Annotated in this window: 19 protein-coding genes; all 19 read right to left on the reverse strand. The window is 59.3% G+C overall.

Annotated features, from left to right (window positions below; genetic code table 11):
- On the reverse strand, positions 1-253 hold a 253-nt coding region (locus EXY20_RS28065), incomplete at its 3' end, for a transposase (protein WP_135547603.1).
- 340 nt (positions 254-593) lie between these two features.
- Positions 594-1,340, reverse strand: a complete 747-nt coding sequence (locus EXY20_RS28070; RefSeq protein ID WP_135555472.1) for an alpha/beta hydrolase — start codon at positions 1,338-1,340, stop codon at positions 594-596.
- Positions 1,341-1,406: 66 nt separating this feature from the next.
- Entirely contained in the window at positions 1,407-2,051 is a 645-nt protein-coding gene (locus tag EXY20_RS28075) for a response regulator (RefSeq protein ID WP_135555473.1), read from the reverse strand.
- The gene (locus tag EXY20_RS28080; protein WP_135555637.1) at positions 2,035-3,096 is read right to left on the reverse strand and encodes a sensor histidine kinase; all 1,062 of its coding nucleotides are present in this window, start codon (positions 3,094-3,096) and stop codon (positions 2,035-2,037) included. The genes EXY20_RS28075 and EXY20_RS28080 overlap by 17 nt, the downstream gene beginning before the upstream one ends.
- Before the next feature lie 45 nt (positions 3,097-3,141).
- Complete coding sequence (liaF, locus tag EXY20_RS28085) at positions 3,142-3,804, reverse strand: cell wall-active antibiotics response protein LiaF (RefSeq protein ID WP_135555475.1); 663 nt, start codon at positions 3,802-3,804, stop codon at positions 3,142-3,144.
- 120 nt (positions 3,805-3,924) lie between these two features.
- Entirely contained in the window at positions 3,925-4,674 is a 750-nt protein-coding gene (locus EXY20_RS28090; protein WP_135555476.1) for a PspA/IM30 family protein, read from the reverse strand.
- Between the two features lies 1 nt (position 4,675).
- Positions 4,676-5,113: a PspC domain-containing protein gene (locus EXY20_RS28095; RefSeq protein ID WP_328592602.1), complete on the reverse strand. Its 438-nt coding sequence runs from the start codon at positions 5,111-5,113 to the stop codon at positions 4,676-4,678.
- Positions 5,098-5,781: a PspA/IM30 family protein gene (locus EXY20_RS28100; protein WP_135555477.1), complete on the reverse strand. Its 684-nt coding sequence runs from the start codon at positions 5,779-5,781 to the stop codon at positions 5,098-5,100. Before EXY20_RS28100 ends, EXY20_RS28095 begins: the two co-directional genes overlap by 16 nt.
- Positions 5,782-5,844: 63 nt before the next feature.
- Positions 5,845-6,138 carry a LiaF transmembrane domain-containing protein gene (locus EXY20_RS28105; RefSeq protein ID WP_135555478.1) on the reverse strand — a complete coding sequence of 98 codons (294 nt, stop codon included), beginning with the start codon at positions 6,136-6,138 and terminating at the stop codon, positions 5,845-5,847.
- A 582-nt stretch (positions 6,139-6,720) separates the two neighbouring features.
- On the reverse strand, positions 6,721-7,917 hold the full coding sequence (locus tag EXY20_RS28110) for a GNAT family N-acetyltransferase (protein WP_135555480.1): 1,197 nt from the start codon (positions 7,915-7,917) through the stop codon (positions 6,721-6,723).
- 37 nt (positions 7,918-7,954) lie between these two features.
- A complete protein-coding gene (locus tag EXY20_RS28115) occupies positions 7,955-8,692 on the reverse strand; it encodes a DUF6081 family protein (RefSeq protein ID WP_135555482.1) in 738 nt (245 codons plus the stop codon).
- Between the two features lie 32 nt (positions 8,693-8,724).
- On the reverse strand, positions 8,725-9,648 hold the full coding sequence (locus tag EXY20_RS28120) for a prenyltransferase (protein WP_135555483.1): 924 nt from the start codon (positions 9,646-9,648) through the stop codon (positions 8,725-8,727).
- A gap of 283 nt (positions 9,649-9,931) precedes the next feature.
- Complete coding sequence (locus EXY20_RS28125; protein ID WP_135555484.1) at positions 9,932-10,699, reverse strand: response regulator transcription factor; 768 nt, start codon at positions 10,697-10,699, stop codon at positions 9,932-9,934.
- On the reverse strand, positions 10,674-12,623 hold the full coding sequence (locus EXY20_RS28130; protein ID WP_135555485.1) for a cache domain-containing sensor histidine kinase: 1,950 nt from the start codon (positions 12,621-12,623) through the stop codon (positions 10,674-10,676). The genes EXY20_RS28125 and EXY20_RS28130 overlap by 26 nt, the downstream gene beginning before the upstream one ends.
- 38 nt (positions 12,624-12,661) lie before the next feature.
- Positions 12,662-13,495 (reverse strand): carbohydrate ABC transporter permease, encoded by an 834-nt coding sequence (locus tag EXY20_RS28135; RefSeq protein WP_235886235.1) that lies wholly within the window; start codon positions 13,493-13,495, stop codon positions 12,662-12,664.
- Positions 13,492-14,376 carry a carbohydrate ABC transporter permease gene (locus tag EXY20_RS28140; protein WP_135555487.1) on the reverse strand — a complete coding sequence of 295 codons (885 nt, stop codon included), beginning with the start codon at positions 14,374-14,376 and terminating at the stop codon, positions 13,492-13,494. The genes EXY20_RS28135 and EXY20_RS28140 overlap by 4 nt, the downstream gene beginning before the upstream one ends.
- Positions 14,377-14,490: 114 nt before the next feature.
- Positions 14,491-15,843 (reverse strand): ABC transporter substrate-binding protein, encoded by a 1,353-nt coding sequence (locus tag EXY20_RS28145; RefSeq protein WP_167859575.1) that lies wholly within the window; start codon positions 15,841-15,843, stop codon positions 14,491-14,493.
- A gap of 256 nt (positions 15,844-16,099) precedes the next feature.
- On the reverse strand, positions 16,100-17,719 hold the full coding sequence (locus tag EXY20_RS28150) for a response regulator transcription factor (protein WP_135555490.1): 1,620 nt from the start codon (positions 17,717-17,719) through the stop codon (positions 16,100-16,102).
- A complete protein-coding gene (locus tag EXY20_RS28155) occupies positions 17,716-19,458 on the reverse strand; it encodes a sensor histidine kinase (RefSeq protein ID WP_135555492.1) in 1,743 nt (580 codons plus the stop codon). Before EXY20_RS28155 ends, EXY20_RS28150 begins: the two co-directional genes overlap by 4 nt.
- Positions 19,459-19,477 lie beyond the last annotated feature (19 nt).

Below are 19,477 nucleotides of genomic sequence, written 5' to 3' on the forward strand. Positions count from 1 at the left end.
TCGCCTTTTTTAGGATCGCGAGTTCCTCCTGCAGATCTTGATTCTGTTTTTCCAGTTTCTTCAGCTTCTCGTGGTCCACATATAATTGGGACTTTTCACCGACGTCTGTGAACTGTTTTCGCCATCCGCGAATACTACTCACAGGAATATCCAGCTCTTTGGAAACTTCGGCTGGTGTTTTCCCGGTTTCTTGCATGTGTTTGATCGTTTGGCGTTTGAACTCCTCATCAAAATGTTGGCGGATATTTCCCATGACACACCTCGACCTTTCGTTTGTTTGTATTGTATCAGGTCGCTGTTACAGTGTGTCTACTTTCTAGTCTAAATTCATTACTACCGAATTAACCTAAGAAATTAAATGTACTTTTGCAGTTAAGCAGCCCCAATCATCTGTTTGGGGTGATTTTAAGTGCATTAATGCAGCTGGAGTAGTCTGCGGGGTGCGGTTGCGGGGTGCGGTTGCGGGTTCCGGGTTCCGGGTTGCGGGGTTCCGGGTGCGGTTCTGCTTCCAGCTATGTCCACGAACAAAACATGCGGAAAACCCCCGGGCGGTATCCCACCCGGGGCTTGCATGGCGCCGCAACGCGGCAACCTCATGATTTGCCGGCGAGCGGCAGCCAGTTCAGCACTTTGACGATTTGCCGGTCCCAGTAGCCCCATTCGTGCACGGCCGGCTCTTCCTCATAGTAATAGTCGAACGGCAGCGTCCGCACATAGTCGCGGAACCGCACGTTGTCGGCATACAGGAAATCTTCCGTCCCGCAGCTCTGGTAAAGCTTCGGCATCGGACCGCCGGAAGCGGCGACCGTCTTCGCCAGGTGGAACAAATCGTTCATGCTTCCTTCCAGTTTCTTCCTGCCCTCGACGCCATAAATGATGTCGAACTCGTAGGGAGCTTCCTTCTCCCGGGTGACGATATCGAGCGCGCCGGACAAGCTTGCCGCCGCGGCAAAACGGTCGGGCCGATTGAGCGCGAATTTGAACGCGCCGTACCCGCCCATCGACAGCCCGGCGACGAACCGGTCCTCGCGCCGCTTCGAGAGCGGGAACAATCCTTCGACAACAGCCGGCAGTTCTTCCGCTATGTACGTGTAATGCTTGTAGCCGTGTGCCATATCGGCGTAAAAGCTGCGCATGCCGAACGGCATGATCACCGCAATATTGTGCGCATCCGCGTAACGTTCGATCGACGTGCGGCGCTGCCAGATCGAATCGTCGTCCGACAGGCCGTGCAGCAAGTACAATGTCGGGAACGGTCCTTCGCCTTTGGGCACCAGCGCATGGATGGAAGCGACCATCCCGAGCGTATCGGAATTGAACCGGGCTTGCATGGAAATCATGGGAATCCTCCTGCTTGGGTATGAATAATCGATGCTCCTATTGTACCCGATTCCGGCCGCTTTTGCCTATTCCGCCAACCCGTTCTTGAACGCGTAAATCGCCGCTTGCGTACGATCCTCGACGCCAAGCTTGGCGAGAATGTTCGTCACATGGAACTTGACCGTTTTGACGCCGATGTACAGCTCGTCCGCCACTTCCTGGTTCGAGCGGCCGCCGGCGATCAGCCGCAGCACTTCCATCTCCCGGTCCGTCAGCTCATGATGCGGCGCGGCCGCGGGCTTCGGCTGGCGGAAGCGGTTCATGATCTTCGACGCCACCTGCGATTCGAGAATCGACTGGCCGTTGGCAGCGGCACGAATCGCCTGGGCGATTTCGCTTGCGCGAGACGTTTTGAGCAAGTAGCTGAAGGCGCCCGCTTCGATGACGGGGTACATCTTTTCGTCGTCGAGGAAGCTGGTCAGCACGATTACTTTGCAATCCGGCAATTGGGCGAGCAGCCGGCGCGTCGTTTCGATGCCGTCCATGCCTTCCATGACGAGATCCATCAGCACAACGTCGGGCTTGTACTCCAGCGCAAGCCGGATGCCCTCCTTGCCGTTGCCGGCTTCGCCGACGACTTCGATGCCGTCTTCGGTGCCGAGCACGGCGGCAAGGCCGATGCGCACCATTTCGTGATCGTCGACGAGCAGCACTTTAATCGGGTTGTCCATCGTTTGCTTCTCCTCCTCCTTCGCCCAGGGCGACCGCCGCCATGACCGGGACGCGAATATCGATGCGGGTTCCTTTGCCGGGGGCGGTAATGATGTTCAGCGAACCGCCGATTTCGTTCACGCGCTCCTTCATCGACAGCAGCCCGTACGAGGCGTGCTTCTGCGCGTCCATTTCGAAGCCGATGCCGTTGTCGCGAATCGTCAGCCGGATCGTTTCCGTCGGCCGCTGCAGCCGGATTTCCATCTTCGACGCTTTGGCGTGCCGCAGCGTATTGGACAATGCCTCCTGCACGATGCGAAACAGGTGATCTTCGATCCCTTTGGACAACTGAATGTCCTCGTCCATGTCGAAGGCGATGTCCATCGGCACCTTCGCCTGCAGCTCCAGCAGCAGCTCGCGCAGCCCTTGCGAAAGCCGTTTGCCTTCGAGGTGCACCGGGCGCAAGTGCAGCAGCAGCGCACGCATCTCCGATTGCGCGACGGACGACATTTCCTCGATCAGGTAAATTTGCCGCTTCGCTTTCTCGAAATCTTTGTCCAGCGTGCGGCCAACCGCCGTCGCCGTCATCGAAATCGCAAACAACTGCTGGCTGACGGCGTCGTGCAAGTCGCGGGCCAGCCGCTGGCGCTCTTCGACGACGGCCGTCAGCCGAGCCTTTTCGGTCAGCTGCGCATTGTTCGTGGACAGCCGCTGCAGCGACGATACTTGTTCTTCCCATTTCTTCGTTATCCGGTTCAACTGCTCGCCGAGGCGGGCGATTTCGTCTTCACCGAGCGGCGGCACCGTACGCGCGAAGCTGCCTTTCTCGAGAAACAGCATCGTCTCGCGCAGTTGCTCGAGCCGGCTGTTGATCCGGCTGCCGCTCCAGTACCCGAACGCCGCGCACAACACGACTACGACGCCGATCAGCAGCAGGCTGACGCCGACGCCGGCGCTCCATGACGGGAACGGACGAATGTAGTCGTAAAAATTCAACGTATAAATGATCGCCGCGAACAGCAACAGTCCGAGCACAATCGCTTCGCCCGTGCTTCGCCAGATCATGCTGGTCAGCCGTTTGCCCACGATGGTTGTTCCTCCCCGCGCCGGTTACACGACGGTAATGTCAACATCTCCTACGACGTAGGAAATGATCAGTTTCACTTTTGTATCGCTGGTCTCGAAGCCGGGCGATTGCCAGACGATTTTGTTGATCATGCCGGTCTCGCGCCTGTCTTCCACATCGAGCTGGCCGAACAGCACCGAGCTTTCAACCGCGATGCCCAGCTCCTCGGGTACAATCAGGTCGATGTTGCCGACGATGCCTTGCAGCATGATCGTCGTTTCCTTGTTTTCGATGATGGCCAGCGACAGGTCCATATGCACCTCGCCGACCACGAACCAGAGGCTCATGTCGCGCATAACCCACGGCGAGTCGTCCCAGCGAATGTTTTCGAGCAGCTTCTGTTTCTGGATGTACCGGTCGTTTTTGTGCATTTGTTTCGATTTGATGTAAAAGAAGCCGAGCGAAATGAGGATGAGCGATAAAATGAGCAGCAAATGATGGCCGAGCAGCACCAAAATGCCGACCACGAGCAGGAACAGCCCTTTTTTCCGGAACCCGTATGCATAAAACACGTACAACCCGAGCAGTACAAGCAAGACGGCCATCAGCGTCGCAAGGCCGAGGAGCTTGAACAGCAGCAAATACACGCCGGCGCCGATCAGAATCGCATAGGTGCCGCGGTGACGGTTTTGTTTGGAATTGTCCATGCTGCTCGCCCCCTCTCCCGCTGTGCCGGTCGCAGATCGAAAAGCCATACGGGCGTAATCACCCTATGGCTTTTCCCACAATAGCATATCACACATGGCTTTCTTGCTTCAAAGCTAATTTTACGCCTCGTTCTGCGCTTCGCCTTGCGGCGCTTCCGCCGCCGGTGCTGCCGCGGCCGGCTGTGATATGCCCAGCTTGTTCTTCAGCAGGCGCAGCTGTTCGCCCACTTTGTCCTGCTTCGCCTGATCGGCCGCCGATGTCGGCGATACCGCTCCGGCAAGGCCCGTTCCCGGAATATAAGGACGACGGCTTACTTCGGCTTCGACTTCCATTTGAATGATTTTTTCTTCCATCCGGTGGAAGCCGCGGACGGCGCTGCCGCCTTCGATGACATTGACCGACGTAACTTGCGCCATTTGCTTCTTCGCTTTGGCCAGTTGGGCGCGGGATACGAGTTCGCTCCGCTTGTTGCGCAGCTTGTAGAACTCGTCTTTCATGCCGTGCAGTTGGGCAACCAATTCTTCGGCCTGCGCCTTGGCGCTTGCGTGCAGCTCCGTGTATTCGGCGATACGGCCGTCGTAGTACAGCTTCTCTTCCAGCGCCTGGCGAGCCGCCGCTTCCTGGCCGGCGCGCAGCGCGTTCGCCGCTTGCTCCTCGCGGGTTGCGGCGATGCGGATCGCTTCGCGCAGCCGCTCCTCCAGCTTGCGTTCGCTGGCGATTTGGCGGGCTACCGTTACCTCCGCCCGGGCGATTTCCTCTTCCATGTCGCGGATGTACTGGTTGAGCATAATGATCGGATCTTCCACCTTGTCAAGCACCTCGTGGATCGATGCCTTCGTCATATCTTTGATGCGTGTGAATACTCCCATTTTATTCGTCTCCCTTCTCGTATTTGGCCAATTTGGCGCGAAGTTCTTCCAGTTCTTTCTGCATCGCTTTCTTCTCGATGTCTTTCATCATCTCGTCGATCGGATGATGGGCGGCCGGCGCCGGCGCTTGCGGACGCTGCGGTGCCGGGCCGTACATGCTGCCGGCGCTGCCGCGGAATCCCGGCGACGGCGGCGTTGACGGCGGAGGCGGCATGTGGCCGTACATCGCGAACCCGTCGTAGCCCGGTTCTTTCGGAATGACCATGCTGGCGACAATGTAAATCAGGATAACCGAACCGCCGGTAAAAACAGTTACGATGACGACGACCAGCCGCAGCAGCGTGGCGTCGAGATTCAGCATTTCCGCCAGTCCGCCGCACAGGCCAAACAGCTTCTTGTCTCGGCTCGAGCGGTACAGCTTTGTCATCGGTTCGTCCAACCTTCCTGCTCCAGTTTGCGACGCAGCTTGCCGAGTTCGGTGTCGAGCGCCTGCTGAATTGTGCTGCCGGCGTGATACAGCGCCTCCCGACCGAACATCCGCACGTCGCGGAGCGATCTTGCTTCAGCTTCCATATCGGATACGCGTTCTTCGAGCCGCCCGAACATGCGCGGATTGTGACGGCCTGCGTTCGTCATGTTCAAATGCTCGTTCATCCGCTGCTGCAGCCGGACAGTCTCCATCCGCGCCATGTAATACTGGCGTTTCGCCGCGACTTCGTCGAAGTCGCTCTTGAGCTGCCGCAGTTGGTCCTCAAGCTCGATGATCGACTGCTTGCTTTGCTCGTACAGCTCGCGGTATTGCGCGCTCTTCTCCTCGTGCAGCAGCTTCTCCTGCAGCGCCAGCCGCGCCACTTCGTCTTCGCCCGCCTTGAGCGCGGTGATCGCTTGCTGCTCGCGTTTCTCCTTGTACTGCTCGGCGGATAAGTATTGTTGGCGCAGCGACTGCGCGTGGCTCATGCACTGGGCGTACAGTCGTTCGGTTTGGCCGATCTGCTCCCGCTGGTCGTGCAGGAAGCGGTCGATCATGCGAACCGGGTCTTCCGCTTGCTCCAGCTTGTCGTTGATAGTCGCGACCGTCATGTCGCGCACTCTTCTTGCGATGCTCATTCGCGTTTCCTCCATTCGTCTTCATGGTTGCCGGTGTGGCTGCGGTTGCTTGCGCCGTCCGCTTCAGGCGGATTTGTTTCTCAGCATCGAAAATCCGAATACGATCAGCCCGATGGCGATTGCGATGCCGATCAGACTCGACAGCTTGCCGAGCAGCAAAACCGCGCCGAGCACGATCAGCACCCATCCGATCAGCGACTTGCCGTTTTTGACGCCGATATAACCGAACCCGATAAGTGCGATCGGGATAATGTAGGCGAACAGGCCGCCGAAGTGGATGCCGATCTTGCTGAGCAGCATGAGCGCGCCGAACGCGATCAGCAGCAGCGCGAAGCCGGTCCCTTTGTTCAGTTTCATATTATCACCGCCTTTCGGTTGTTTCTCTCGCTTTCATGTCTTTATTCTAGGCGAATCCGGATTCCGGCAAAACGGACCTGCGATGGTTTTTGCGACTGGACCAAGGTCGGGGAGGCGTTCGGTCCGAAGGGGCAATTCCGGCTCAGACCATACGCGGCGCGGGAAGTGGGGAAACTGCAAGCGCTCCGCCACCCTCGCTTCTCCGCTCCAGTTAGACCATCGCAAAGCAGACACGTTGCCCAAAGCGCAGTATTCTCCCCTTCGCCAACTAACTAATTTGCTTTTTGTACCTCTCCTCCAATGTAGCCTCTTGTAAAATAGGCCATATTTTATTGCCTATTTCGCCAGAAACGGGTCATCTCGCAAAAATAGCCAGCGAAATCACTGGCTATTTCATCTAAAAGGCCCGATTTGGGGGCCTGACCGAGCGAATAAGCCATGTTTTCACTGGCTATTTCCTCCGAGGCACCTCAAATTGGGCAAATAAGCCATTTTTCATCGGCTATTTTCGCTGCAAATCCAGATGCGACAACAAAAAGCGGCCGCCGCCGATTAACCGGCAGCAACCGCCCTGTTCCCGCATCAGAAATAGTCGGGCAAATACGTCGTGCGCCGCGGCAGCGCCGCTTCGAGCAAAGCCACGGCCGCTTCGCTCGCGGCAAGCCGCCCGATCCGCGCCAGCTCGGCCGGGCGCTTGTAGCCCATTAACAGCGACGCAAGCGTCTGGATGTCGCACGCCGCCGCGTCATCGCCGGAGCCGGCCGCCTCCGCATCCGCAGCCGCCGGCCGCGTGACGCGGGCCTCGCCGCCGGGACCGGCGCCGAACGCAACCTCATAAGCGCCGTCGTTCCACAGCGCAAACTCGTCGCGCAGCCGCAAGCGCAGCGTGCCGCCCGCAGCCGCCGGCGCAAACGGAAACAACCGCAACAGCGCCTCCGCATCAACGACGCGGGCCATGAAGTACGGCTCGACCTCCTGCTTGATGCGCGGATCGGCGAGCAGGAACGGCAAGTCGTCGTCGCTCGGCGCCTTCAGCTCGACCTTGCGCAGCATCGAGTCGTGGTTGGCGATAAACCGCCACAGCCCGCGCCGCGCCTCTTCGTCGAGATGCACAAGCTCGTGTACGGTCATGACGGAATCGCGCACAAGATAACGCACGTACCCGCGCGCTTGTCCGGCCTCGTTGTCGTAAACGGCGGAAAATCCTTTTTTCCGGGCAAAAATACGATCCGTCCACCAACGCTCGTCGCGGGCAATCGCGCCGTTGTAATCGGCGGCATACGCCGCATAAACCTCGCGCAGCTCCCGCCAATCGTCCGTCCGCCGCATCTTGCCCGGCACAGCCGCAAATGTCGGCAACTGGGCAGCTTCGATCGTATACGATTTGATGTCGACGTACGTCTCCCAGCCGTATTTGCGATAAAAACCAAACTCGAACGGATGCAGAAACGACAGCGTCTGCCCGCCCGCTTTCATGCGCTCGAGCGCCAGCTTCAGCAAACGCGCAACCAACCCTTGGCGGCGGAATTCCGGCCATGTCGCGACGCTGGCCACGCCCCCCAGCGCAAACGGCTTGCCGTGCAGCCACGTGTGCAGCGGCAGCAGCGACAGTTTGGCGGCAAGCGCGCCATCGACAAAACAGGCCCACACCTGCTCCGGATTCGTCGTCTCCACTCGTCGCGCGCGTTCCTCGTCGGTCAGTTCATATTGGAAGGCAAATTCGCTGAGCCGCAGCGCTTCCGCCACTTCCTCGCGCCGCAGCTGCCGAATGTCGATCATCGCTTCTCCTCCTCCGCCCCAAGGCGGCCAGCCTGTTTCAACTTTCGCGCACGGTCACTTTCACCGGCGACCACTCGCCGGCAATCACCTGGCCATGCACGGACACGCTGCCTTCCGGCGTAATGTCCTTCTCCGTCATGATCCCGAGCGCGATGCGGAACTGGTTGAATTTGACCGGCACGCCCGTCTCGCGGCGCACCTCGCGGCCGTTCAGCTCGAAGACGACTTCGTCGTTCCGACGGTTATACGTGATTCGGTACGTGTTGAACTCGCGCTGCCGGAAATCCTGCCCCTCGCGGAAAATGCAAAAATATTTCGGCTTGTCCGTCTCCGGCACCGTTACCCCCGGGAACTGCAGCACCGCATACACGCTGGCATACGTATCGTTGCCGACAAAAAAGTCGAGCGCGCCGCCCGTCGTAAAATCAAGCAGGTTGAGCGACACGAAGCCGTCGTACAAATCGTTCGGCGCGGTGTTTTGCGTGCGGGCGCGGATGTCCAGCTCGAAGCTGATCTCGCCGTCCTCCGGCACTTCCACCGGCTGGGCCGAATAATACATATGCTTCGCGTTGTCGAGAATTTGCACCTTGTCGTGGCTCCGCGACAGCGGCGCGCGCACATATAGAATGCCGTTTCGCACAATAATGACCGCATTGGGCTCGCGATAACGCCAGAAGCTGCCGTCCTGCAGCGGGAAGCCGCCGGTTTGCCACACGTCGCCTTCCGCCAGAATCGTATGGAAATCGCCGACGAGCCACTCTTTTTCCTTTTCCATGTCGAATCCTCTCCCCGGTTGCAAAATAGGTGCTAAAGCTGCAGCAGCCCGTATACGAAAAGACTGGCGATCATCACCGCGCCGCAGCGCATGACCGACTTGACCGCGGCGCCCATCAGCGGCAAATAGGCGGCCGAAGGATTGGTAGCGCCGAAGGAGCGGTACAGCCGGATGAACGGCAGGCCGACCAAGAGGCCAAGCAGCGCATACCACGGCAAAGCGCCGACCGTCACCGCCACGACAAGCGATACCAGCGCCAGCAGCAGCAGGCTGACGGAAAACCGCAGCGCCAGCGCTTCGCCGAACACGACCACGAGCGTACGTTTGCCCGCGGCGCGATCGGCTTGCCAGTGCAGGAAATGGTGGTTGAACAGCACCAGCGTCGTCAGCAGCCCGACCGGCAGCGAAATGAGCAGCGCCCGCATATCGAGATGCGACGTCTGGGCATAATAACTGCCGGCGACGGGCAATACTCCGAACGACAGCAGGATGGCGATTTCGCTGTAGCCTTTGCCGCGATAGCCGAAGCGCAGCGGCGGCGCCACGTAGAAATACGCCAGCAGCCCGCCCAGCACGGCGTACACGAGCACTTCCCAGCCGCTGATGAGCGCAAGCGCGATGCCGCAGACGGCAGCCAGCGCAAACAAGCCCCAGGTGAGCGCGGCGAACGTGCGCTCCGGCATTTCGCCTTTGGCGAGCAGGCCGGAATTGGTCGGGATCGCGCCGGCCGTATCTTTGGCTGCCGTATCGACGCCGCTGCGATAGTCCCACAAATCGTTGATCATATTCGAAAACAGGTGCGCGCTGGCCGCCCCGAGCAGCGTAATCAGCAGCACCAGCGGATGAAACGTCCCTTCCCACGCATAAGCGCCGGCAGCGCCGAGCAGCACCGGAACAAGCATAACCGGCAGCACGCGACTGCGCGACGCCTTGCGGAAGCGCGCAAAAGTTGTCATCGTTTCCCCTCCCAAAACGACAGTACCAATCCCATTTAAGCACACGCCATCGCCAGTGTCTACACGATTCGACGCTTTCCAACAAGATCACTTTGGCGGGAAAAAACAGCGGCCAACGTCCCTCGCAGCGATAACCCGGCCAAGTCTTCCGAAGCGGACGGCGGACTTGTCTTCGGATCGCGATGAAACAGGCGTTCAAAACAAAAAAGCCTCGTCTCCGTTTGCGGCGGAGCAAGAGGCCTATCCATTTGGACAACGGTCGAATTTGATTTCACGCTACGTGTCAGCGGGAATCCCCGCCGCGGTATTCCTTCGGCGTCAACCCGGTCATTTTTTTGAACAGCTTGTTGAAATACATCACATCCGGATAGCCTACCGTCCGCGCAATTTCATAGATTTTCAAATCCGGGTAATCCTGCAAAAATTCCTTCGCTTTTCCGATACGCAGCCGGTTCAGGTAATCGGTGATCGTTTCGCCCGTCTTCTGGCTGTATTGATGGCTGAGATAGCTCGGACTCAGGCCCACCAGCGCGGATAAACGCTTCAGGTCGAATGGCGCGCCATACTCCTTGTCCAGCAGTTGATGAACTTTGGCCACCACGCCTCCGTTATCGCCGCTTTCGGGTTGCGCCGCCGCTTTCGCCGTTCCGTCCTCGCCGCTTTCGCGATCCTTCGCCTTGCGGAATGTCTCCAGCAAGCGGAACAGCTCAACCTTCTCGACCGGTTTGAGCAAATAATCGGTTATGCCGAGCCGCAGCGCCTCGCGCGCATATTCGAATTCGCTGTAACCGCTAAGCGCAATGACGTACAGCTGCGGAAGCTTCTTCCTCAGCTCCCGGACCAATACCAGGCCGTTCATCACCGGCATCTCGATATCGGTAATCAGCACATCCGGCTTGCCCTGTGCGGGCGACAGCGACCCGATCATCGCATCCATGCCGTTTGCGTAGGAACCGACGATCGTCTGCTGTGTCGGACACTTGGCGAGGATGCGCTCGAGCCCGGTGCGAATGCGCTCCTCGTCGTCAACGATCGCCACGCGCAGCGTCATGGCCATCCCCTCCCGTTTCCGCATGCCTTGCCCGTTCCTCGACGGTTCCGATACCCGGCGCTTCGTCCTTGACGGGCAGGCGTATCAGGACGACGGTTCCGCCGCCTTCCGCACTCGACACCGACAAGCCGTAGGCGGCTCCGTAATGCAGCTTGATTCTGTCGTTTACATTGCCGATTCCAATGCCGCGGCCGCTGCCGTTTTGTTCGCCGCCGCCTCCGCTCAACTTGACATTCAGCCGCTTTACCGCTTCCGGACTCATGCCGCTGCCGTCGTCGGCGACCCGAAGCAGCAGATCCTCGAACGCGATTTCCGCGGATATCCGGATCGTGCCGGGGCCGCGCTTCGATTTGAACGCGTGGTGGATCGCATTTTCCACGAGCGGCTGGAACAGCAATTTGATGCACCGATACTGCAGCAGCCGGTCCGAAATATCCGTTTCCAGCACGAATCGGTTGGAGAACCGCAGATTTTGCAGCTCCAAATAGCGGTTCAGATGCCCAAGCTCATCGCCGATCGTCACGAGAGCGTTGCCTTGCTCGATGCCGTAGCGAAGCAGCTTGCCGAGCACGAAGATCATGTCGCCGATCTCCTCGTCGTCCTTTGCCTCCGCCGTCATCCGGATCATCTCCAGCGTGTTGTAGATGAAATGCGGGTTGATCTGATGCTGGAGCGACTGCAGCTCGGCCTCCCGCTTGCGCTCCTGCGTCCACTTCACCTCCTCGATCAGCCTTTCGATGCGAACTAGCATAATATTGAAGTGAGTGCCAAGCGAGCCGATTTCGTCGCTGTACTTGACCTGGAAGCGGACGCCGAGATTGCCCCGCTGCACCTCCCGCATCAGCTGGCGAAGCTTGCGCAGCGGACGGGTAAGCGCGTATGTCAACACGATTGAAATGAACAGCGCGAAGGCGATTATCGTCAGCGTGCTGGCGTTCGTAAAGTTGCGAATCGCCGCCGCCTGGCGCGTAATTTCGGCGATCGGCACATAAACGTACATCTTCCACCCGGTCAGCGCGGATGTATCGTACATGACGATATAATCGACGCCGTTCCAGTTGATCGAAACCGTACCGCGTTGGCCGCGGGCCCCGCTCAAATCGATGACCTCGCCCAATTCCCTGGCGATCAGCTTTTGATCGCTGTCGTACACGATATAACCGTTCTCGTCGACCAATGTCGTTTTGCCCTTGGTCAGCTTGTCCATGTCCGCCATCCACCGCTCGATGCCGCCAAGCCTGGTATCGAACGCAATGAATCCGACAGGCAGCCGGCTGTCGAGGTCTTTCAGCTGTCGAACGACAGTGAAGGCATAGTAGGCGTAATTGCCTGCCGTCAGTTCTCCGACCGGTACGCCCTGGGTGCTGATGAGCCGGGGCGACCCGTCGCCCGCGGCCGCCGCCTTGGCCCATTTCTGCCGCATGTCGTTCAAGTCGCTGCGCTTGCTGTGCGATTTGACATTGTAGAATACATTGTCGTAATTGTCGAAGGCGTATACCGAGACGGTATCGGGTTTGATTTTGTTCAAATAAAGCAGGTATCGGTCCATGAAGTAGCTTTTGTCCACGCTCATGAGCGGGCTGCCCAGATACTTCATGAAATCCTCGTTCGATTGCCGGCTGGACATGTACAGCGGCATGGCAGACATATTGAACAGATCCGTCACGTAATCGTCGAGACGATTCAAATTGTTGGCCGCGATGTACGCGACATAATCCGTCGTCAAGCCTTGGCTTGCATGGGAATAGTTGCGATAGGACACATAACCGACCATCAGGATTGGCAGTGAAATCAGAAACACGAAAATGACGATCATCTTGCTTTGCATCGAAAGATTGGCGAACGAGGCTTTCCATCTTGCCGTCCGGTTCGCGCCGCGCGGAAAGCCGGCTGTTACGTTTCCGTTTCGCCCGTTTCCCGTCATGCCGTCTCCTCCTTGCCGGAGTTTGTTTGCAGGTACGGTTATTTTACCGCTCCGGCGACAATTCCGGCAAATACATATCGCTGCGCCAGAAGGAATCCTGCGACAAGCGGGAGCATGATGAGCAGCACGGCCGCGGAAACGTACTGCCACTCCGTTGTCCGGTCCGACACGAAGCGCATCAGGCTGGTCGACACGACGCCGAGTTCGCGAGCCGGCATGTACAGATAGGGGATATACATGTCATTGTAGATGTTGATGGCCTTGATAATCATCATCGTCACAATCGCCGGCGTCATCAGCGGCAGTACGATCGTCCAGTAAATCCGGAGCAGGCTTGCGCCTTCCATCATCGCGTTTTCATCCAGCTCGTACGGAATGGCGCGAATAAATTGCAGATAAACGTAAAGCTGCATGATATCGGCCCCCACGTACAGTGCTACAGGCGCATACAGCGTATTGAAAAGCCCGAGATGTTTAATTACCGTAAAGGTCGCCACCTGCGTCGTAATCATCGGAATAAACGACATCGCGATGTAGACGCCCATAATGAAGGATTTGGCCCTGAATTGAAACCGGCCGAGCGCATAAGCGGCCATCGTGCTGACAAGCAGGTTGCCGATCAGCGACAGCGCGATAATCGAGAGCGTATTGCCAAAGGCATGGAACAGTTCGCCCTTGCTCAGCACGAAGCGGAAATTGTCCAGGTTCAGGAAGCTTGCCGGCCAGGAGAACGCAGGCGAATGGGCAAATTCCTGCTTACCCTTGAAGGAGCTGAGCACCAGCACATAAGGCGGAAAAAAGATGGCAAGGGCGGCCAGCCAGAGCGCCCCGTGCTTCAGCGCGCTGCCGGTCCAATGAGGCTTCATGCTCATTCGTCCCACCTCCGCATGATCATTCGCTGCAGCGAAAGCACCAATACCACCAGCACGATCAGGATGACGCTCATGGCGGATGCCAGACCGAAATGGCTGAATTTGAAGGCGGTGGCGACCGTATGCGTCACGAACGTTTCGCTGGCGCCAAGCGGCCCGCCTCCCGTCAGCAGAAACGGCAACTCGAACGCTTCCAGGGCCCCGATAATCGTCAGGAACAAATTCAGCTCGATGATGCGCACGATGCTCGGCAGCGTAATATGCCGCAGCATTTGCAGCCGGCTGGCGCCGTCGATGCGCGCGGCTTCCGTCATATCCGTCGGGATCGACTGCAGCGCCGCCAAATAAACGACCATATTGAAGCCCATGAATTTCCATAATCCGACAAATCCTAGCGCGTGATTGACAATGGCGGGGTTGCCCAGCCAGCTGATCGACACGTCGCGGAACGAGATGGCCGACAGCAGGGCGTTAAGCGAGCCGATCTCCGTCTGGTACATATACTTGAACATGAACGCGACCGCCGTTCCGTTCAGAATGTACGGCAGGAACAGGATGACCCGGTACGCGTTGCGACCGCGCAGCCGCGAGCCGAGCACAATGGCGAACATCAGCCCGGCCGCGTTCTGCATCAGCCCCCACAGCAGGTAGACGGCGTTGTGGCCGAAAATCTTGAACAGCTCCGGTGACTGCAACACTTCCCGGTAATTGTCCAGGCCTACCCACTTCAGGTCCGCCGTAAATCCGTTCCAGGAAGCGAAGCTGAGCCGGATCAGCTCAAGCGCGGGATACACGCCGAATGCGGCCAGCAGCGCCAAAGGCACGAGCAGGAATCCGATCACGATGGCCGTCTTTTGCTGCTTGTAGCTGAGATTGAACATGGCGCGTTTCCTTTCCGAAGAATCGGCAGCCAAACGAATTGGCGGCTCCTGCCGGTTGTTCGTTTGGCTGCCCGCTGCCGCTTGCGCGGCTTCCCGCGGCGAATAGGCGGGGAGTTATTTTCCTGCCGCCTTCTTCGTGTCGGCGTACAGCTTGTTATATTTGTCGAACACGGTCTGCATGTCCTTGGCCACTACCGCTTCCTGCAGCATCTTGGTCGGATCGAACTGCATCTTCTGCTCAATCTCGATCGAAGGCTGCAGCTGCGCGCCGGACGTTACGTAAGTCGGCTTCCAGGAGTTGAACTCGGTCAGCTGCGGGATGCCGGAAGCCCGGTCCTTGAGCGCCGGAAGCAAGCCGGCGTCGTCGGCGTAGGCGCTTTCTTCGATGATGAACTTCAGCCATGCCTTGGCCGTCGGCAGGTTTTTGCTCTTGGCGCTGACGGCGATGCTGTAGTCGCTGGCGATCAATGCCTTGTAGGTGCCGCTGTTGTCGTACGGGAACGGCACGAAACCAAAATCCTTCGGATTGCCGCCGCCGGTCGACGCCATTTGCGGGAGCAGCCATTGGCCGATGTAATACATGCCCGCCTTGCCCGTAGCGATTTCCTTTATGCTGTTCTCCCAATCGGTCGAATAAATATCCGGCTCAACCCACTTGTTGTCGATCATCTTCTTCAGAATGCCGAATCCTTTCCCGAACGGACCGTCAGACGTAAACGGGTTGGCGGTATTGAAGATGTAGTTGTGGTAATTGTCCGAGCCGGCATAATAGCTGACCGCATCGAAGTAATACCCGAGCGTCCAGGCGTCCTTGAAATCGGTGGCCATCGGGGTGATGCCGGCCGCCTTCAGTTTTGCCGCCGCGGCGTACAGCTCATCCAGCGTTTTCGGCGGACCGGACAGGCCGGCTTTGGCGAAGGCCGCCTTGTTGTAGATCAGGCCGCCGGTCACGCCGCCCGTCGTTACGTAATACAGATGGTTGTTGTAGGTCCCGTTCTGCTCGAGAATGATTTTGCCTTTCAGCCCCAGGTCGTCCAGCGGCGCGTACAGCGAAGCGTAATTTTCCTGAACGGTATCGACGGGGGAAAAGACGTCCGGCGCCTCATTGCCCGCAAGCCGTACCTTGATCGTTTGTCCGTAGTCCTTGAGCCCTTCGATCTTGACATTGGTGACGCCCGGATATTTGGCTTTGAATTTGGCGACGTAAGCGTCGAACGTGCCATTGTCGACCAAGTCCGTCCGGTGCGTCGCCCACGTAATGGTGCCCTTGACGTCGGCATTGCCGCCGCTGCCGGCATCCGACGGTTTGGGCGACGCCGAAGCCGATGCCGCTGCGGACGGCGATGCGGACGACGATGTCTTCGGCGAAGCGCCATTTTCTCCATTTTCTTTCCCGCTGCAAGCCGCCAGGATGCCTGCCACCATCATGCTGGCGACAAGCGCCGACCCGATCCCTTTTTTGTTCAAGCTATTCTCCTCCTTCGCTTGGTCGCTTCGGAAAAGCCGCCATGCCCGCTTCCCGAAGGTCACCTTAATCTTAACGAAATGACAGCGCTTCAAAAATGGTTGTAATTTCGCTTTCTTGTCTTTTGTTTCGGTGCGGCCTTGCGGTTGGCTTGCGGAGAACGTCCATCTTCCATTTTGCCCTGTATTTATCGCATGCCGCATTCCCGGACAAAAAACGGGCTGTCTCCCGTCGCATTGCGCGACAAGGAGACAGCCCCTAATGCGGCTCGCGCCGCACATATTTTTGCGGCGTGACGCCTTTGTACTTTTTGAACAAGGTGCAAAAGTATTTTTCGCTCTGGATGCCGACCGCTTCCGCCAGCTCGGCGTTGCTGTACTCGCGCGCGCGCAGCAGCTCGGCCGCCTTGTCGATGCGCCGCCGGCCGACGTATTCCGAGAAGCCTTCGCCGACCTCGCGTTTGAACAGCTCGCTGAAATACGTCGGGTTCATGCACACATGCTCCGCCACCTGTTCGAGATAGAGCCGCTCCGTCAGCCGGTCTTCGATGTAGCGCCGCGACTTGCGAATTTCGTCGCGCTCGCGTCCGCCTCCCCGTTCGGTCGTTAAAGCGGCCCGGCACGCGGCGGCAAGCGCCGCCAGCCATTCGCCGCAGTCGCGATCGTCCGGCGACGCGGCGGCGGCGAACTCAAACGCCGCCCAGGCCCCGGGCGGCAGCTTGCGGCGCATGCGCTCCGCCCATTCCTTTCCCGCGGCAAGCAGCGCCGCCGGCTCGGGAGGAGCGGCGGCGAGCGCCGCACGAAGCCGGGCAAGCGCCGCTTCGGCTTCCTCTGCGAAGCCGCCGTCCAGCGCCCGTTCCAGCGCGGCCAACAACGTTTGCGCTTCCGCCGCCGCGCCGTAACCCGGCCGGAACGACGATGCGACAACACTACCGCCATCCGCGTAGAACGCGCCGTCCAGCCGGGCGCTCGTTTCGCGCAGCGCCTCCGGCAGTTGACGCAGCTGGCGGAAGGTGTCGCCGGGGGCGACGGTCGCGGGCAGCTTCAAATAGGAACGAATGCTGTCCGCCATCGTGCGCGCCATATGCGAGGCCGTATCGGCTAGCAGCCGGTCGACGCCTGCCTGCGGCCGGAACAGCACGGCCGCGAACCGGCTCGCCCCCAGCTCGCAGCAGAAGCCGCCGAGTCGTTCGTCTTTCATAATCTCTTCCATAATGTTGAGGATGGCGAACCGGTACAGCTTCTGGTCCGGAATGGCCCAGGAGCGCTGGAATGCGGCAAAACTGTCCAGCTTGAGCAACACACAGCCGTAAGTTCCCGCCGCCGCAAGCGGCTCGCCCAGCAGCAGCGCGTCGCGCATGCCGACCAGCGTTTCGGGCGGCGTCGCGCCCGCCGCGATCTCCTCCAGCACGGTCCGGCGCAGCCGGTACACGTGTTCCCGCCGCTCCCGGCCGAGCCGGGCCAGCTCGCTGCGGTCGCGCTCGTGCGCCTCCGCCTTGTCGCGCGCCTTGCACAACGCCGCGTACAAGTCGCGCTCGCTGAGCGGCACCTTGACCAAATATTCGAGCACATCCATCGAAATCGCCTGTTTGGCATAAGCAAAATCGGAATAGGCGCTAAGCAGCAGGAAGGCCGTATGCGGCAACTTCGGCTTCAGCGCGGCAATCAGATCGATCCCGCTGCGGCCGGGCATGACGATATCGGTGATGACGATATCCGGCGACAGCCGGAGCGCCATCTGTTCCGCCTCGTTCGCCGACGTCGCCGCGCCAGCCAAACGAAACGCCGCGCCCGAAGCCGCCCAGCCGGCGAACATTTTCTCCAGCCGGCGCAAGAGCAGCGGCTCGTCGTCCACGATCAAACACGAATAAGTCCTCATGCCGATTGCCCCCTGCGCATCGTTTCGTCCGGCACGCGCAGCCGAATCGTCGTGCCCGTTCCCGGCCTGCTTTCGATCGTTGCGCCGAACGGCTCGCCGTAATCGAGCCGGATGCGTTTGTGAATGTTGTACAAGCCGATGCGCTGCCGCCCCGCCGTCTCTTCCTCCGTCCGGCCGCGTTCGAGCACGCTGGCGGCCGTCTCCTCGTCCATGCCGACGCCGGAATCGACGATGTCGATTTCGATCGACGCGTCGCCGCAGCGGGCGCGAATCGCGATTTCGCCTTCGACGAGCCCGCCGCAATAGCCGTGGAACAGGCTGTTTTCGACAAGCGGCTGCAGGATCATCCGCGGCACTTTGCGCACGAGCAGCTCGTCCGGAATGTCGACGACGAGGCGGAAACGCCGCTCGTAGCGAATATTTTGAATGTACATGTAGTTCTGCACGTTGGCGAGCTCCTCTTGCAGCGCGACCTTGGACGGCGAGCGTTCCACCCCGTACTCGAGAATGGCGATCAGCGCCGCCACGATGCCGTCCACTTCCTCGTACCGCTCCAGATCGACCACGTTGCAGATCGCGCCGAGCGTATTGTACAGAAAATGCGGGTTGATCTGCGCTTGCAGCACCTGGATTTCCAGCTTGCGCTTCATTTGTTCGCTGGCGTTCAGGCCGGCGATCAGCTCGCGAATCCGCTGCAGCATGTCGTCGAACGACGCGGCCAGCTCGCCGAATTCGTCCGTGCGCCGGTTCGCTACCCGCACGTCGAGATTGCCGCCGCGCACGAGGCGCATCTTCTGCGTCAAATACCCGACCGGCAGCCGGATATACCGCGTCACCAGCGCCGACACGACGAGGCTGAGCAGCAGGCCGATCGCAAGCAGGCCGGCATAGTACGTCTGCAGCTTCGCCAGCGACGCCTGCATGCGCGTTTCGTCCAGCACCGCAAACACCGTCCAGTCGAAGCGGGTCAACCGTCGTTTGACGACGGTCAGCGGCGCGCCGGCGTCAAGCCGCGTCGTCAGCACTTCGTCCTTCGGCGTCGTCAGCGCCTTGGTCGTCAACTCGCCGACCGTCAGCATGTAGTTCGTCTCGCGGAAAGCGGCGTTCGACTGCGGCGACCGCGCCACCTTGTAGCCTGACGCGGTGACGATGCCAAGCTGGTAGTCGTCGCTGCGGCTGATTTTGAGCAGACGGTCCTCGAGCCCGCCGAGGTTCAGATCGACCGCCGCCACAAGCGGCTGCCCTTGCCACGGAATCGACTTGGCGATCGTCACGGTCCAGCCGACGTAACGCGAAGCGTAAGGCTCGCTTACATAATACGGCGAGCGTTGCGCCTGTTCGTACACCGGAATCCGCTCCGGCCGGGCTTCGTCAAACACCTTGGTCACCGGATTGCCGCCAACGATCGAGCCGTCCGGCTTGATCAAATAAATGTCGCTGACATAAGCGAGGTTGTCGACGTACTGCTTCTCGAGCTGGAGCTGCCCGGTTTCCAGGCTGCCGTTCCAGGCGACGGACGAGCTGCCGACGGCGTTGAGCGTATTTTGCAGCAGCTGAAAATACAGATCGAGAAACTGTTCGACCTTGGCCAGCATCTGGTTGGCATATTCGATCCGGTTCGCCTTGATGTCGTTCTGGATGTAGCGGTAAGACAGCGTGCTGACAAGCAGAATCGAGCCGAGCACGAACACGAAGCAGACCAGGAACAGCTTGAGCGATATGCCTCTCAACCCCTTCATTCGCTTCCCCTCCGCCCCC

The organism is Paenibacillus cymbidii (genome assembly GCF_004764705.1).
Taxonomy (GTDB): Bacteria; Bacillota; Bacilli; order Paenibacillales; family NBRC-103111; genus Paenibacillus_AN; species Paenibacillus_AN cymbidii.